This window comes from Paracoccus laeviglucosivorans (assembly GCF_900182695.1).
GTDB classification, from domain to species: Bacteria; Pseudomonadota; Alphaproteobacteria; order Rhodobacterales; family Rhodobacteraceae; genus Paracoccus; species Paracoccus laeviglucosivorans.
In genome coordinates this window covers 1-13,574 of sequence record NZ_FXTK01000010.1, presented here as the reverse complement: position 1 = coordinate 13,574, position 13,574 = coordinate 1, and the positions used below count along the sequence as shown (strand labels likewise).

General features: G+C 66.6%; 18 protein-coding genes and 1 pseudogene. 17 read left to right on the top strand and 2 right to left on the bottom strand.

Annotated elements, in window-relative coordinates; translation table 11 throughout:
• Together cobI and cobJ are read left to right on the top strand one after the other, a co-directional pair.
• Positions 1 to 738 carry a precorrin-2 C(20)-methyltransferase gene (cobI, locus tag FN835_RS11755; protein WP_142663421.1) on the top strand — a complete coding sequence of 246 codons (738 nt, stop codon included), beginning with the start codon at positions 1 to 3 and terminating at the stop codon, positions 736 to 738.
• Complete coding sequence (gene cobJ, locus FN835_RS11750) at positions 735 to 1,457, top strand: precorrin-3B C(17)-methyltransferase (protein WP_142663420.1); 723 nt, start codon at positions 735 to 737, stop codon at positions 1,455 to 1,457. The genes cobI and cobJ overlap by 4 nt, the downstream gene beginning before the upstream one ends.
• Here the strand turns inward: cobJ and FN835_RS11745 are convergent.
• A complete protein-coding gene (locus tag FN835_RS11745) occupies positions 1,433 to 2,170 on the bottom strand; it encodes a cobalt-precorrin-6A reductase (RefSeq protein WP_142663419.1) in 738 nt (245 codons plus the stop codon). The two genes, cobJ and FN835_RS11745, sit on opposite strands and share 25 nt — an antisense overlap.
• Here FN835_RS11745 and cbiE point away from each other — a divergent pair.
• The 10 genes from cbiE (at position 2,169) to FN835_RS21225 (ending at position 8,434) form a co-directional block, all read left to right on the top strand.
• Entirely contained in the window at positions 2,169 to 3,332 is a 1,164-nt protein-coding gene (cbiE, locus tag FN835_RS11740; protein WP_142663418.1) for a precorrin-6y C5,15-methyltransferase (decarboxylating) subunit CbiE, read from the top strand. The genes FN835_RS11745 and cbiE overlap by 2 nt on opposite strands.
• Positions 3,329 to 3,679, top strand: coding sequence for a cobalamin biosynthesis protein (locus tag FN835_RS11735; RefSeq protein WP_142663417.1), 351 nt, complete (start codon positions 3,329 to 3,331; stop codon positions 3,677 to 3,679). The genes cbiE and FN835_RS11735 overlap by 4 nt, the downstream gene beginning before the upstream one ends.
• A complete protein-coding gene (gene cobM, locus FN835_RS11730) occupies positions 3,676 to 4,449 on the top strand; it encodes a precorrin-4 C(11)-methyltransferase (protein ID WP_142663416.1) in 774 nt (257 codons plus the stop codon). Before FN835_RS11735 ends, cobM begins: the two co-directional genes overlap by 4 nt.
• Positions 4,446 to 5,735, top strand: coding sequence for a cobyrinic acid a,c-diamide synthase CobB (locus FN835_RS11725; protein WP_142663415.1), 1,290 nt, complete (start codon positions 4,446 to 4,448; stop codon positions 5,733 to 5,735). Before cobM ends, FN835_RS11725 begins: the two co-directional genes overlap by 4 nt.
• Positions 5,732 to 6,475 carry a precorrin-6A synthase (deacetylating) gene (gene cobF, locus FN835_RS11720; RefSeq protein ID WP_142663414.1) on the top strand — a complete coding sequence of 248 codons (744 nt, stop codon included), beginning with the start codon at positions 5,732 to 5,734 and terminating at the stop codon, positions 6,473 to 6,475. Before FN835_RS11725 ends, cobF begins: the two co-directional genes overlap by 4 nt.
• Positions 6,472 to 6,762, top strand: a complete 291-nt coding sequence (locus FN835_RS11715; RefSeq protein ID WP_246098718.1) for a DUF1636 family protein — start codon at positions 6,472 to 6,474, stop codon at positions 6,760 to 6,762. Before cobF ends, FN835_RS11715 begins: the two co-directional genes overlap by 4 nt.
• 67 nt (positions 6,763 to 6,829) lie before the next feature.
• Positions 6,830 to 7,129: a hypothetical protein gene (locus FN835_RS11710; protein ID WP_142663412.1), complete on the top strand. Its 300-nt coding sequence runs from the start codon at positions 6,830 to 6,832 to the stop codon at positions 7,127 to 7,129.
• Complete coding sequence (locus FN835_RS11705; RefSeq protein WP_142663411.1) at positions 7,117 to 7,593, top strand: c-type cytochrome; 477 nt, start codon at positions 7,117 to 7,119, stop codon at positions 7,591 to 7,593. The genes FN835_RS11710 and FN835_RS11705 overlap by 13 nt, the downstream gene beginning before the upstream one ends.
• Positions 7,593 to 8,192: a cytochrome b/b6 domain-containing protein gene (locus tag FN835_RS11700; RefSeq protein ID WP_142663410.1), complete on the top strand. Its 600-nt coding sequence runs from the start codon at positions 7,593 to 7,595 to the stop codon at positions 8,190 to 8,192. The genes FN835_RS11705 and FN835_RS11700 overlap by 1 nt, the downstream gene beginning before the upstream one ends.
• An 89-nt stretch (positions 8,193 to 8,281) precedes the next feature.
• Positions 8,282 to 8,434, top strand: coding sequence for a hypothetical protein (locus FN835_RS21225; RefSeq protein WP_185958652.1), 153 nt, complete (start codon positions 8,282 to 8,284; stop codon positions 8,432 to 8,434).
• Between the two features lie 29 nt (positions 8,435 to 8,463).
• Here the strand turns inward: FN835_RS21225 and parC are convergent, their stop codons facing one another.
• Entirely contained in the window at positions 8,464 to 10,728 is a 2,265-nt protein-coding gene (gene parC, locus FN835_RS11695) for a DNA topoisomerase IV subunit A (RefSeq protein ID WP_142663520.1), read from the bottom strand.
• A gap of 106 nt (positions 10,729 to 10,834) precedes the next feature.
• Between parC and FN835_RS11690 the strand changes: the two genes are divergently transcribed.
• The 5 genes and pseudogenes from FN835_RS11690 to FN835_RS11670 all read left to right on the top strand — a co-directional run.
• On the top strand, positions 10,835 to 11,650 hold the full coding sequence (locus tag FN835_RS11690; protein WP_142663409.1) for an SDR family NAD(P)-dependent oxidoreductase: 816 nt from the start codon (positions 10,835 to 10,837) through the stop codon (positions 11,648 to 11,650).
• Between the two features lie 22 nt (positions 11,651 to 11,672).
• On the top strand, positions 11,673 to 11,873 hold the full coding sequence (locus FN835_RS11685) for a twin transmembrane helix small protein (protein ID WP_142663408.1): 201 nt from the start codon (positions 11,673 to 11,675) through the stop codon (positions 11,871 to 11,873).
• Positions 11,873 to 12,445, top strand: a complete 573-nt coding sequence (locus tag FN835_RS11680) for a cob(I)yrinic acid a,c-diamide adenosyltransferase (protein ID WP_142663407.1) — start codon at positions 11,873 to 11,875, stop codon at positions 12,443 to 12,445. Before FN835_RS11685 ends, FN835_RS11680 begins: the two co-directional genes overlap by 1 nt.
• A 120-nt stretch (positions 12,446 to 12,565) precedes the next feature.
• Positions 12,566 to 13,324 (top strand): electron transfer flavoprotein subunit beta/FixA family protein, encoded by a 759-nt coding sequence (locus FN835_RS11675; protein WP_142663406.1) that lies wholly within the window; start codon positions 12,566 to 12,568, stop codon positions 13,322 to 13,324.
• Positions 13,324 to 13,574: pseudogene (locus FN835_RS11670) on the top strand (electron transfer flavoprotein subunit alpha/FixB family protein); the annotation flags it as partial. The gene FN835_RS11675 and the pseudogene FN835_RS11670, both read left to right, overlap by 1 nt.

Below are 13,574 nucleotides of genomic sequence, written 5' to 3'. Positions count from 1 at the left end.
ATGGGCAAGGTCATCTGCGCGGGCCTTGGCCCCGGCGACCCGGACCTGATGTCGGTCCGCGCCGACCGCACCATCCGCGGCGCGCGCCAGATCGCTTATTTCCGCAAAAAGGGCCGCGAGGGGCAGGCCCGCCGCATCGTCGGCCATATGCTGGCGGCGGACGTGACTGAGCACGCGATGGAATATCCGGTCACGACCGAAATCCCCTTTGACAGCCCGGAATATAACCGCCTGCTGGCGGCCTTCTATGACGAATGGACCGTTCGGCTGGCGGCGCTGGCGGCGCAGGGCGATGTCGTCGTGCTATGCGAGGGGGATCCGCTGTTCTACGGCTCGTTCATGCATCTGCACGCGCGGTTGCAGGGGCTGGTGACGGTCGAGATCATCCCCGGCATTCCCGGCATGACGGGCTGCTGGAACGCCGTGGGCCAACCGATGACATGGGGCGATGATGCGATGACCGTGCTGATGGGCACCCTGCCCGAGGACGCGCTGATCCGCCATATCCGTGCCGCCGATGCGGTCGTGGTGATGAAAACGGGGCGCAACCTGCCCAAGATCGCCCGCGCCTTGGCGGCGGCGGGGCGGATGGGCGATGCGTGGCTGGTGGAACGCGGCACGATGCCCACCCAGCGCGTAACGCCCCTGACGCAGGCCGACATGGCGGCATGCCCCTATTTCGCGACGGTGCTGGTGCATGGCAATGGCCGCCGCCCGCTGGCGGATGCCGCCGAATGAGCGGCTGGGTTGCCGTCGCGGGGCTTGGACCGGGGGCCGAAGATCTGATCACGCCCGAGGTGCGGGCCGCACTGGATCAGGCGACGGATGTGGTGGGATATATCCCCTATGTCGCCCGCGTGGCCCCGCGTGACGGGCTGACCCTGCATCCGTCGGACAACCGGGTGGAGCTGGACCGGGCGCGGCTGGCGCTGGATCTGGCGCGGACGGGGCGGCGGGTCGTCATCGTCTCCTCGGGCGATCCGGGGGTGTTCGCCATGGCCTCGGCGCTGTTCGAGGCCGTGACGGACGATCCCCCCGACATCCGCATCCTGCCCGGCATCACCGCGATGCTGGCGGCGGCGGCGCGGCTGGGTGCGCCCTTGGGGCATGATTTCTGCGCGATCAATCTTTCGGACAACCTGAAGCCCTGGGATCTGATCGAGCGCCGCCTGCGGCTGGCCGCGCAGGCCGATTTCGCAATGGCGTTCTATAACCCACGCTCAAAGGCCCGGCCCGATGGGTTTGCGCAGGTGTTGGACATCCTGCGCGAGGAATGCGGGCCGGATCGGCTGATCTCATTCGCCCGCGCGGTGACGACCCCCGATGAGATGCTGCGCACCGTGACGCTGGCGCAGGCGACCCCCGATATGGCCGATATGCGGACCGTGGTGATCGTGGGCAACAGCGCCACGCGCCGCGCAGGCCCGTGGGTCTATACCCCGCGTTCCGCACCATGAAGCCACGCCATGACCTGCTCGGGCAAGGCCACGACGCGGCGCGCAGGCAGGCGGGGGCGGTCGATCATCACCACCGGCAGGCCCAGCGCGCGAGCGGCGGTCAGCTTGGGCTGGGCCGCGACTCCTCCGGCATTCTTGGCGACGATGTGGCGAATGTCGTGGCGGCGCAGCAATTCCGTATCGCCCGGCACGCTGAACGGGCCGCGCGATACTATCAGCGTCGCATCCGGCAGGGGATGGCTGGCCACCTCGGCAAAGCGCAGCATCCAGCGATGCGCGCGGCCCAGAAAGGATGCAAGATTCTGCCGACCGATGGCAAGGAATACGCCCGAGCCGTCGCCGGGCAGGCTGGCCGCCGCGGATTCAAAATCCGTCACGCTGGTCCAGTCGTCGCCCGACTGCCGGACCCAAGGCGCGCGTTCCAGCCCGATCAGAGGCAGGCCGGTCAGGCGGCTGGCATCTATGGCATTGCGGCTCATGCCCGCGGCAAAGGGATGGGTCGCATCCACGATATGGGTGATGCCCTGACTGCCCAGATATTCGACAAGTCCCGGCACGCCGCCAAAGCCGCCGATCCGCGTGGGCAAGGGCTGCGGCAAGGGCTTCGCCGTGCGCCCGGCATAGGAAAACACCGCCTGCACCCCGGCATCGGCCAGCAATCGGGCCAATTGCCCCGCCTCGGTCGTGCCGCCCAGCAAAAGGATGCGCGTCATGGTTGAGCCTTGGCTGTCGATCATCGGTCTGGGCGAAGATGGACCGGACGGCCTGCCCGCTGCAAGCAGGCAGGCGCTGCAGGACGCGGAAATCGTCTTTGGCGCGCCGCGTCATCTGACGCTGGCGGGGATCGCGGGGCGGGCATGGCCGGTGCCGTTCGACATCGCGCCCCTGCTGGCACTGCGGGGGCAGCGTGTGGCCGCGCTGGTCTCGGGTGATCCGTTCTGGCACGGCGCGGGCGGCACGCTGGCCGATGCGGTGACCCCCGGCGAATGGCGGGCCTTTCCCGTGCCGGGGACATTTTCGCTGGCCGCCGCCCGTCTGGGCTGGGGGTTGCAGGACGTGACCTGCATTGGCCTGCACGCCGCCCCCTTTGCCCGGCTGCGTCCGGTCATGGCGCGCGGCGCGCGGGCGCTGTGCCTGCTGCGCGACGGCGATGCCCCTGCGGCGCTGGCGCGATGGCTGGTGGCGCAGGGCTTGGGCGCCACGCAGATGACGGTGCTTGAGGCGTTGGGCGGGCCGCGCGAACGGGTCCGTCATGCGCGGGCCGACGGATTTGCGCTGGAGTGCGCGGCCCCGGTCGCCGTTGCGCTGGATGGGGCGGATCTGCCCGCGGGCAGCGGTCTGCCGCGCGGTTTCGGCCTGCCGGACGACAGTTTCGCCCATGATGGGCAGATCACCAAACGCGTGGTCCGGGCGATGACGCTGGCGGCGCTGGCCCCCCGCGCGGGCGAATTGCTTTGGGACATCGGCGGCGGCTCGGGTTCGGTCAGCGTCGAATGGTGCCTGAATGGCGGGCGGGCGATCGCGATCGAACCCCGCACCGACCGCATCGCCAATATCCGCGCCAATATCGCTGCCTTCGGTCTGCAGGACCGGATGCGGGCGGTCCACGGCGATGCACCTGATTTCCTGCATGATCTGCCGCGCCCCGATGCGATCTTTGTCGGCGGTGGCGCCAGCGAAGCGGTCATCGACACCTTGCCCGATGCCCGGATGGTCATCAATGCCGTCACGCTGGAGACCGAGGCGCTGCTGATCGCATTGCACGCCCGACGCGGCGGCACCCTGACCCGCCTGAGCGTCGAAGAAGCCACCCCCCTTGGCCGGATGCGCGGCTGGACACCCGCCCGCAGCGTGACGCAATGGAGCCTGCCGTGAGGGTCGCGGGCATGGGCTTTCGCCGCGCGGCCACGCTGCATTCGCTTTACGACGCGCTGACCCGCGCCGGAGGGTGCGACGCGCTGGCGACCCCGCACGACAAGGCGGCGAGCCCCGCGATCCGGGCGCTGGCCGCACAGCTTGGCGTGCCCCTGATCCCGGTCGGGGTGGCGGGCATCCAAACCCCCACGCAATCGCCGCGCGTGATCCAGCTTTATCACACGGGATCCGTGGCCGAGGCGGCGGCGCTTTCCGCACTGGCCCCCGGCGCGCGGATCGTCATGCCGCGCCTCATCTCGCAAGACGGGATGGCGACCGCCGCCATCGCCGAAGGAGACCCACTATGACCGTCCATTTCATCGGCGCAGGCCCAGGCGCCGCCGACCTGATCACGCTGCGCGGTCGCGATCTGATCGCGGCTTGCCCGGTCTGTCTGTATGCCGGATCGCTGGTGCCGCAGGCGTTGCTTGCCCATTGCCCGCCGGGCGCGCGGATCGTGAACACCGCCAGCATGGATCTGGATGCGATCATTGCGGAAATCGTCGCCGCGCATCAGGCAGGCCATGACGTGGCGCGGCTGCATTCGGGCGATCTGTCGGTCTGGTCCGCGATGGGCGAACAATTGCGACGGTTGCGTGCGCTGGGGATCCCCTATGACGTGACGCCGGGCGTGCCCAGTTTCGCCGCCGCCGCTGCCGCGCTGGGGGCGGAACTGACGCTGCCGGGGGTGGCGCAGTCGGTGGTGCTGACCCGCACGTCGGGGCGGGCCTCGGCGATGCCGGATGGTGAGACGCTGGCCGCATTTGGCGCGACCGGGGCCACGCTGGCGATCCATTTGTCGGTGCATGTGCTGGACCGCGTCCGCGACGAGCTGACGCCGCATTACGGTGCGGATTGCCCGGTGGCCGTGGTCTTTCGCGCAAGCTGGCCCGATCAGCGCATCATTCGCGCCACGCTGGCCACACTGGACCCCGCCGTGGGTGTGGGCGAACGCACCGCCCTGATCCTTGTGGGCCGCGCTTTGGCGGCCGAGGATTTCGACGAATCCCGCCTGTATGCCGGCGATTACGACCGCCGCTTTCGCCCTGTCGGCACCGACCCAAGGTTCCCGGAATGAAGGGGCTGCTGATCACCGCCCCTGCCTCCGGCTCGGGGAAAACCACGGTCACGCTGGGTCTGATCGCCGCTTTGCGGGCGCGGGGGCTGGTGGTGCAGCCCTTCAAATCGGGGCCGGATTATATCGACCCGGCATTCCACCGCGCGGCGGCTGGGCGGGATTCCTATAATCTGGACAGTTGGGCCATGGGTCGGGCGCAGATCGCGCATCTGCTGGGTGCCGCTGCGGATGCCGATATTGCGCTGGCCGAAGGCTCGATGGGCATGTTCGACGGCGTGGCGACGGTGGGCGGGCTTGGCAACGGCGCCAGCGCCGATATTGCCGCACTGACCGGCTGGCCGGTGGTTTTGGTGCTGGACTGCAAGGGTCAGGCACAATCCGCCGCCGCCGTAGCGCTGGGTTTCCGCGAGATGCGCCGCGACGTGCGGCTGGCGGGCGTGGTGCTGAACCGCGTGGCATCCCCCCGGCACGAGACGCTGATCCGCCACGCGCTGGACCCTTTGGGCATCGCTGTGCTGGGCGTCCTGCCACGCGAAGCCGGGATCGAACTGCCCGAGCGTCACCTTGGGCTGGTGCAGGCCAGCGAACACGCGGCACTGGATGCACTGTTGGAACGCGCGGGTCAGGCAGCGGCGCGGCATCTGGATCTGGACGCGATCATCGCGGCATCGGCAGGCGGGATCGCGGCCGAGCCGTTCCTCCCCCTGCCCCCGCCCGGACAGCGCATCGCGCTGGCGCAGGATGATGCGTTTTCATTTGTCTATCCGCATCTGATCGCGGGCTGGCGGGCGGCGGGGGCGGACATCCTGCCGTTTTCGCCCCTGGCCGATCAGGGGCCGGATGACAGCGCGCATGTCTGCTGGCTGCCCGGCGGATACCCGGAACTGCATGCCGGGCGACTGGCGGCAGCGGGGCATTTCCGCGCGGAATTGCGGCGCTTTGCCCGGACGCGCCCAGTGCATGGCGAATGCGGCGGCTATATGGCGATGGGCGCGGGGCTGGTCGATGCGGCCGGCCAGCGCCACGAAATGGCCGGGCTGCTGGGGCTGGAGACAAGCTACGAAAAGCGCCGGATGCATCTGGGCTATCGCCGCGCCACGCCGCATGGCGGGCTGTTCGGCGGCCCTTTGACCGGGCATGAATTCCACTATGCCACCATACTGTCGCAGCCCGACGATCGGCTGGCCCGCGTCACCGACGCGAATGGCGATGCGGTCGCAGAGACCGGATCACGGCGCGGCCATGCCACCGGCACATTCTTTCACCTGATAGGGGAAGCGCCATGATCGACCTGACGCTGATCGGCATCGGCTCGGGCAGTCCGGGCCATCTGACGCGCGAAGGGGCGGCGGCCATGGCCGTGGCCGATCTGATCCTGATCCCGGAAAAGGCGGCGAAATCCGACCTTGCCGACCTGCGCCGCGCATTGGTGGCCGAGGTGTTGGTGACGCCCCCGCCCATGACCAGCTTTCCCATGCCGGAACGGCGGGTCGAAAACGGCTATCGGCAGGGCGTCGAGGAATGGCACGACGCCATCGCCGCACAATGGGAAGCGGTGATCCGCGCCCATGGCGCCGCGCGGCCCGCGCTGCTGGTCTGGGGCGATCCGTCGCTTTACGACAGCAGCCTGCGGATTGCCGCGCGCGTGGCGCGCCGTCTGCCGCTGCATCTGCGGGTGATCCCCGGCATCACGGCGGTTCAGGCGCTTTGCGCAGCCCATGCGATCCCGCTGAACGATGTGGCGCAACCCGTGACGATCACCACGGGGCGGCAACTGAGTGATAATGGCTGGCCCTTTGGCGACCGGGTGGTTGTGATGCTGGACGGCGATTGCGCCTTCCAGACGCTGGATCCGCAGGGCATCGACATCTGGTGGGGCGCCTTCCTTGGCCTGCCGCAGCAGATGCTGATGCACGGACCCCTGGCCGAGATCGGGCCAAAGATCATCGAGGCCCGCGCCCGCGCCCGTGCGGCGCATGGCTGGATCATGGACACCTATCTGCTGGCGCGATGCGCGCTACCTTGACCCTGCCGCATGGTGCGAATGGCGATGCGCTGGCGCAGGCTCTGGTGCATCTGCCCGTCACCCTGCGCCGCGCCGAATTGCAGGCGGATGGCGCAAGGCCCGTCTTGCTGGCGATGCAGGCAGCGGGGCGGGCGTCATACCTGTTCCATGACCTGACACCTGCCGATGCCGCAGATATTGCGGCCACCGTCGCGGCCTATCTGGACGCGCCCGACGGCTGGATTGTTGACGCCCGCCCCTGCGGCAGGTTGCGGCTATGCCTGAAGACGCGAATCCCATCCGGCTGAAAAAGATGCCGCCGTTCCTGGTTCGACGCGGAGGGAGGAGAGACGCGAACGAAGAACGGCGGCTGCCATGAAGAAACCCCGTGCGGCGCGGGGTGGCGGGGATGCGGGCCCCGTCCAGTTCAGGTTGCGCCGCGATGCGGCATTGCTCAATAATAAACGCGTCAACCTAACGTTGCGGGCGGTGAATGCTGAAATCTGCGGCATCTCATTCATGCTGTCGATCAAAAAAACGGATGCTGAAAAACCCGCTCACGAAATCGGCATCGCGAACTTCTTGGCGGATTCTCAAAGCCATGAGAGGCTTTGGGCGCAATCCCAGTGCAGCCATACCCGCCACACGAAAGGACTGACGCCGTGCGACATCTGACGACTGCCGTAGCTCTTGCCGCATTTTCCCTGACCGTTCCCCTGACCGCCCAAGCCCAGGACGAAGGCCCGATCCAACAAGTGATCGAGGCGCGTCACGGCTTTTTCACCATGCTGTCGCGCAATATGGGCGTGCTGGCGGGCATGGCAAAAGGCGACATCGCCTATGACGAGGCGGCCGCCACCACCGCCGCCGCCAATATCGAGGCGCTGACACATTACGACCTGCCCGGCCTGTTCATCGAGGGCAGCGATTCCCAGACCGCCAGCGCGGACGACAGCGCCGCCAAGCCGGAAATCTGGCAGAACATGGATGATTTCCGCACCAAGTTCCAAGGTCTGGCCGAAGCTGCGTCCGGCGCATCCGAGGCAGTCAAGGGCGGGCAGGAAAGCGTCGGCCCTGTCGTCGGCAAGCTGGGGCAAGCCTGCAAAGCCTGCCACGACGATTATCGCGAGAAAAGCTGATGCCCCGGACGGAGCGACCCGTCCGCAAGATCAGGCTGTGGGATCCGCTTTTGCGCGGATTCCACTGGCTGCTGGCCGTATCCGTCATTGCCGCGTGGTGTCTGGGCCGGTTCGGACCCGACAAGATGACGCTGCATTTCTGGTGCGGCTATGTCGTGACCGGCCTGCTGATCTTTCGGCTGATCTGGGGATTCGTCGGACCCGCGCCCGCACGGTTTTCCAGCTTTCTGCGCGGACCGGGCGCGGTGGCCGATTACGCACGCGGCATGTTCCTGCGCGAACCCAGCCATTGGCCGGGGCATAACCCCTTGGGGGCGCTGTCGGTGATCGCCATGCTGGCGGCGCTGGCGGCACAGGTCTCCAGCGGGCTGATCTCGGACCCGGACGATTACATCAATGTGGGTCCGCTTGCGTCTTACGTCAGCGCCGCCACCCGGTCCAAGGCCGTCGGCTGGCACGAGACGGGGGCGAACGTCATCCTTGTGCTCGTGCTGCTGCATCTGGCGGTGATCCTGTTCTATCGCTTCTGGAAGCGCGAAGATCTGGTCGGCCCCATGCTGACCGGAGAAAAGGCAATCCGCGACCGCGATGGGCATTGATCCGCGCCTCACGCCCATTGTGAATTGATCGAATCGCCCATGAATGGGACGATTCCCCTGTGAACAGCAACAACACAGGGAGCCTGAGGATGAAGAAACTGACCGTCGCCGCCGTGCTGGCCCTGACCATGGGCGCACTGCCGGCCATGGCCGATTGCCCCGGTAAGCCGAAACACGATCAGAATGCGATGATCGATACCGGGCCTGCCATGCCTGTCCAGACCACGACGGCAAGCGCGTAATTCGAAGGGCGGGGAAGACCCCGCCCTTTTCAATTGAACTTGTTGTCGCGGGGGAAGCCGCGCGGGGCCATCTTGCCGACGCTGGCGCGCTTGCCCAGCCATTCGGTCAGGTCAGGCTCGGTCCGTGTGCGACCGCCGCTTTCCTGCCAGCGCAGACCGTCAGCCAGCGTGATGCAGATCGCGTCCGACAACACGCTGTCTTGGAACAAGCCGCCGCCATCGCGATATTTCTGCAGGCGAACGCCCTTGCCGCGTGCCATTTCCGGCAGCTCGGCCAGCGGGAAGACCAGCAGCTTGCGATTGGAACTGACGACCGCCACATGGTCGCCGCTGACCGGGCGACACAGCACTGCCTCGCCGTTCAGGACCTGCTTGCCGCTGCGGGTCTGCGCCTGAATGTCCGAGGCCGGCACGATAAAGCCATCCCCCGCCTTCGAGGCCACCAGATAGCGCGCCCCTTCGCGCCAGGCGAACATGTCGATCACGGCAGCATCGTTGGGCAGGTCGATCATCAGGCGCAACGGCTCGCCCATGCCGCGCCCGCCGGGCAGGCCATTGGCGGGCAGCGTGTAGAAACGCCCGTTCGCGCCATAGACCATCAGCTTGTCGGTCGTCTCGGCATGGAATGCCATAAAGGGGCCGTCGCCATCCTTGAACTTCAATTCGGCGTCCAGCGGCTGGTGCCCCTTCATCGCGCGGATCCAGCCCATTCTGGACAGGATCACGGTCACGGGCTCGCGCTCGATCATCGAATCCATGTCGATGACGGCGACCTCACCGGCCTCGCCGATCTCGGTGCGGCGCAAGCCACCGGGGGCGGACTTGCCGAATTTCGCGCGCGTCTCGCGCAGTTCTTCGCTGATCTTGGCCCATTGCGCGGCGGGATCGGCCAGCATGGCGGCCAGCCCCTCGCGTTCCTTGGTCAGGGCCTCATGCTCGGCCCGCAGCTCGATCTCCTCAAGGCGGCGCAGGGCGCGCAGGCGCATGTTCAGGATCGCCTCGACCTGCACATCGGACAGCTTGAATTCGGCGATCATCACCGCCTTGGGGTCATCCTCATAGCGGATGATCTCGATCACGCGGTCCAGATTCAGGAAGGCGATCATATAGCCTTCCAGCACCTCAAGCCGGGCGGCAATCTTGTCCAGCCGGTGGTTCGCACGGCGCACCAGCACGTCGCGGCGATGATCCAGAAACGCGCGCAGCAATTCCTTGAGCGAGCAGACCTTGGGCTGGCGCCCGTCGATCAGCACGTTCATGTTCATGCCAAAGCGGATTTCCAGTTCCGAGACACGGAAAAGCGCCGCCATCAATTGTTCAGGGTCCACGGTGCGGGCACGGGGTTCCAGAACGATGCGCACATCCTCGGCGGATTCGTCGCGCACATCGGCCAGAATCGGCACCTTTTTCAGCTGGATCACCTCGGCCAGACGCTCGATCAGCTTGGATTTCTGCACCTGATAGGGGATCTCGGTGACGACGATCTGCCAGCCGCCGCGGCCCAGATCCTCGACCGACCAGCGCGCGCGCAGGCGCAGGCTGCCGCGTCCGGTGCGGTAAGCCTCGGCAATCGTCTCGCGGCTTTCGACCAGCACGCCGCCCGTCGGGAAATCGGGGCCGGGCATGATGCTGATCAGCGTTTCGTCCCGCGCGTCGGGGGCCTTGATCAGATGCAGGCAGGCGTCGATGACTTCGTGCAGGTTATGGGGCGGCACGTTCGTGGCCATGCCGACCGCGATACCGCTTGCCCCATTGCACAAAAGGTTCGGAAAGGCCGCGGGCAGCACGGCAGGTTCCTGCAAGGTGCCGTCATAGTTCGGGCGGAAATCGACCGCATCTTCGGCCAGACCTTCCATCAGGGCTTCCGACGCGGCGGTCAGCCGGGCCTCGGTATAGCGGCTGGCGGCGGGGTTGTCGCCGTCGATATTGCCGAAGTTCCCCTGTCCGTCCACCAGCGGATAGCGCATGGCGAAAGGCTGGGCCAGACGCGCCATGGCATCATAGATCGCGCCGTCGCCATGCGGGTGATAGTTGCCCATCACATCGCCGGTGATCTTGGCCGATTTGCGAAAGGCACCCGTGGGCGACAGCCGCAATTCGCGCATCGCATAAAGGATGCGGCGATGCACCGGCTTCAGCCCGTCACGCGCGTCGGGCAGCGCCCGGTGCATGATGGTCGACAGCGCATAGGTCAAATAACGCTCGCCGATGGCGCGCGACAGCGGCTCGGTGCTGGTCTGGTCGCCCTTGGGTGCGGGCGGGGTCTGGTCGGGCGCGTTCGGATCGTCGGACATAAAGGGCTGAATATGCCCGCGCGCGCCTTCGGTCCAGCCGGAAATGCGCGGCTTGCGTGTGCGGCCCGCATACCGCAAGAACCCTGCGGGCAATATGGGGGCGCGCATGAAGACCGTTCTGATCACCGGCTGTTCCTCGGGCATCGGGCTGGACGCGGCGCATCACCTGCGCGACCGGGGCTGGAGCGTGATCCCGACCTGTCGCCGCGAAAGCGATCTGCAGGCCCGGCGCGACGAAGGGTTCGATCCCCTGCATCTGGAACTGGCGGATGAAACCAGCGTGGCCCGCTGCGCCGATGCCGCCCGCGAACGCGGCACGACCGCGCTGGTCAACAACGCCGCATTCGCCATCCCCGGCGCGGCCGAGGATCTGCCGCGCGGCGCCCTGCGTTCGATATTCGAGGCGAACCTGTTCGGCACGCATGACCTGACCACACGCCTGATCCCGCATTTCCGGGTATCCGGCGGGCGGGTGGTGCAAATTTCCTCGGTGCTGGGGCTGGTGGGCATTCCGTGGCGCGGAGCCTATGTCGCGACGAAATTCGCGCTAGAGGGGCTGACGGACGTGATGCGCGTCGAAATGGCCGATACCCCGGTGAAATTCGTGCTGATCGAACCCGGCCCCATCGGGACCAGAATCCGCCTGAATTCCATTCCCCATTTCGAAAAATGGATCGACTGGCAGAACAGCCACCGCGTCCAGCAATATCGCGACACGCTGCTGAAACGCCTGTATCACCCGGCTGCAAAAAAGGACCGGTTCGAATTGCCACCCCGCGCCGTCAGCGAAAAGATCGCGCTGGCGCTGGAAACCGCCACGCCGCGCCCGCGTTACTACGTCACGACACCCACCCATATCTCGGGGATCGGGCGCAGGCTTCTTTCGACACGGGCACTGGACTGGTTCGCAAGGCGCAGCTAGGGTCGCCCGCGAAAGGTGACAGATGGAAGACAAAGCCCTTTTCATCTTGCTGGCAATCTGTTGCCTTGCCGTGGTCGCAATCCTTGCAACCGGCATCGGCGGCTTTGCCCGCGGCGGCGATTTCAACCGCAAACATGGCAACCGCCTGATGCGCTGGCGCCTGATCGCGCAGGCCGTCGCAATCGCGGTATTCCTGATCTATCTTTGGGCACGGGGTCACTGATGGTCGTTCTGAACAAGATTTACACCCGCACCGGCGACAAGGGCGAAACCGCATTGTCCAATGGCGAACGGGTGCCGAAACATGCCCTGCGCGTCGAAGCTTACGGGACCGTGGACGAGTTGAACGCCACGTTGGGTCTTGCAAAGCTGCATGCCGATGGCGAAATCGCCGCGCGCATCGCGTTGATCCAGAACGATCTTTTTGATCTTGGCGCCGACCTGTCCCGCCCCCGGATGGAGGAGGATGCCGACGCCCCCTATCCCGTGTTGCGCATCATCGACGCCCAGATCGACCGGCTTGAGGCCGAGATCGATGCGATGAATGCGCAACTGACGCCGCTGCGCAGTTTCATCCTGCCCGGCGGCAGCGCGCTTTCCGCGCATCTGCATCTGTCGCGCACCGTGGCGCGGCGGGCCGAACGTTGCGCCGTTGCTTTGGCCGGGGCCGAAGACGCCAATCAGGCGGCGGTGAAGTATCTGAACCGGCTGTCCGACTGGCTGTTCGTCGCAGGTCGCATCGCCAACGAAAACGGCAGCCAGGACGTTCTCTGGGTGCCCGGAGCCAACCGCTAGCGTCAACAAAACGGGATCGTTGCGTAACGACACGGGTATGTCGTTTTTTTGCTGTTCTTGATCAGGACCGCCAGCTAACAAATTCACCAACAGGTGACGAAATCCGAAAAGGGAGAAGCCATGAAACTCCTCGTGCCCGTGAAGCGCGTGATCGACTACAACGTGAAGGCCCGCGTGAAGGCGGATGGGTCCGGCGTTGATCTTGCGAACGTCAAGATGTCGATGAACCCCTTCGACGAGATCGCGGTCGAAGAGGCGATCCGCCTGAAAGAGGCGGGCAAGGCCGAAGAGGTGATCGCCGTCAGCATCGGCGTGAAACAGGCGCAGGAAACGCTGCGCACCGCGCTGGCGATGGGTGCCGACCGCGCGATCCTGGTGGTCGCCGCCGATGATGCCGCCACCGATATCGAACCTCTGGCCGTGGCCAAGATCCTGGCCGCCGTGGCCAAGGCCGAGGGGGCCGAGCTGGTCATCGCGGGCAAGCAGGCCATCGACAATGACATGAACGCCACCGGCCAGATGCTGGCGGCGCTGCTGGGCTGGGGTCAGGCGACCTTCGCCAGCAAGCTGGAGCTCGACGGCGGCAAGGTCCGCGTCACGCGCGAAGTCGATGGCGGTCTGCAGACGATCGAGGTGGCGCTGCCCGCCGTGGTCACCGCCGACCTGCGCCTGAATGAGCCGCGCTATGCCTCGTTGCCCAACATCATGAAGGCCAAGAAGAAACCGCTGGAGGAAAAGACCCCCGGCGATTACGGCGTCGATGTCGCGCCGCGGCTGGAAATCGTCTCGACGCGCGAGCCCGAGGGCCGCAAGGCGGGCATCAAGGTCGGCTCGGTCGATGAGCTGGTCGGGAAACTGAAAGAAGCGGGGGTGATCTGATGGCCGTTCTTCTGTTGGGCGAAGTCACGAATGGCGAGCTGAACCTGGACGCGACCGCCAAGGCGGTCAAGGCCGTGGCGGGTCTGGGCGATGTGACGGTGCTCTGCGCGGGTGCGCAGGCCGCTGGCGCTGCTGCGGAAGCCGCCAAGATCGCGGGCGTCGCCAAGGTGCTGGTCGCCGAAGCCCCGCTTTACGGCCACCGTCTGGCGGAACCTGTCGCGGCGCTGATCGTGGCGCTGGCCGGCGATTA

Coding starts and splice junctions, on each gene's coding strand:
- cobI (WP_142663421.1), top strand. CDS start 1: ATGGGCAAGGTCATCTGCGCGGGCCTTGGCCCCGGCGACCCGGACCTG.
- cobJ (WP_142663420.1), top strand. CDS start 735: ATGAGCGGCTGGGTTGCCGTCGCGGGGCTTGGACCGGGGGCCGAAGAT.
- cbiE (WP_142663418.1), top strand. CDS start 2,169: ATGGTTGAGCCTTGGCTGTCGATCATCGGTCTGGGCGAAGATGGACCG.
- FN835_RS11745 (WP_142663419.1), bottom strand. CDS start 2,170: ATGACGCGCATCCTTTTGCTGGGCGGCACGACCGAGGCGGGGCAATTG.
- cobM (WP_142663416.1), top strand. CDS start 3,676: ATGACCGTCCATTTCATCGGCGCAGGCCCAGGCGCCGCCGACCTGATC.
- FN835_RS11725 (WP_142663415.1), top strand. CDS start 4,446: ATGAAGGGGCTGCTGATCACCGCCCCTGCCTCCGGCTCGGGGAAAACC.
- cobF (WP_142663414.1), top strand. CDS start 5,732: ATGATCGACCTGACGCTGATCGGCATCGGCTCGGGCAGTCCGGGCCAT.
- FN835_RS11710 (WP_142663412.1), top strand. CDS start 6,830: ATGAAGAAACCCCGTGCGGCGCGGGGTGGCGGGGATGCGGGCCCCGTC.
- FN835_RS11700 (WP_142663410.1), top strand. CDS start 7,593: ATGCCCCGGACGGAGCGACCCGTCCGCAAGATCAGGCTGTGGGATCCG.
- FN835_RS21225 (WP_185958652.1), top strand. CDS start 8,282: ATGAAGAAACTGACCGTCGCCGCCGTGCTGGCCCTGACCATGGGCGCA.
- parC (WP_142663520.1), bottom strand. CDS start 10,728: ATGTCCGACGATCCGAACGCGCCCGACCAGACCCCGCCCGCACCCAAG.
- FN835_RS11690 (WP_142663409.1), top strand. CDS start 10,835: ATGAAGACCGTTCTGATCACCGGCTGTTCCTCGGGCATCGGGCTGGAC.
- FN835_RS11685 (WP_142663408.1), top strand. CDS start 11,673: ATGGAAGACAAAGCCCTTTTCATCTTGCTGGCAATCTGTTGCCTTGCC.
- FN835_RS11680 (WP_142663407.1), top strand. CDS start 11,873: ATGGTCGTTCTGAACAAGATTTACACCCGCACCGGCGACAAGGGCGAA.
- FN835_RS11675 (WP_142663406.1), top strand. CDS start 12,566: ATGAAACTCCTCGTGCCCGTGAAGCGCGTGATCGACTACAACGTGAAG.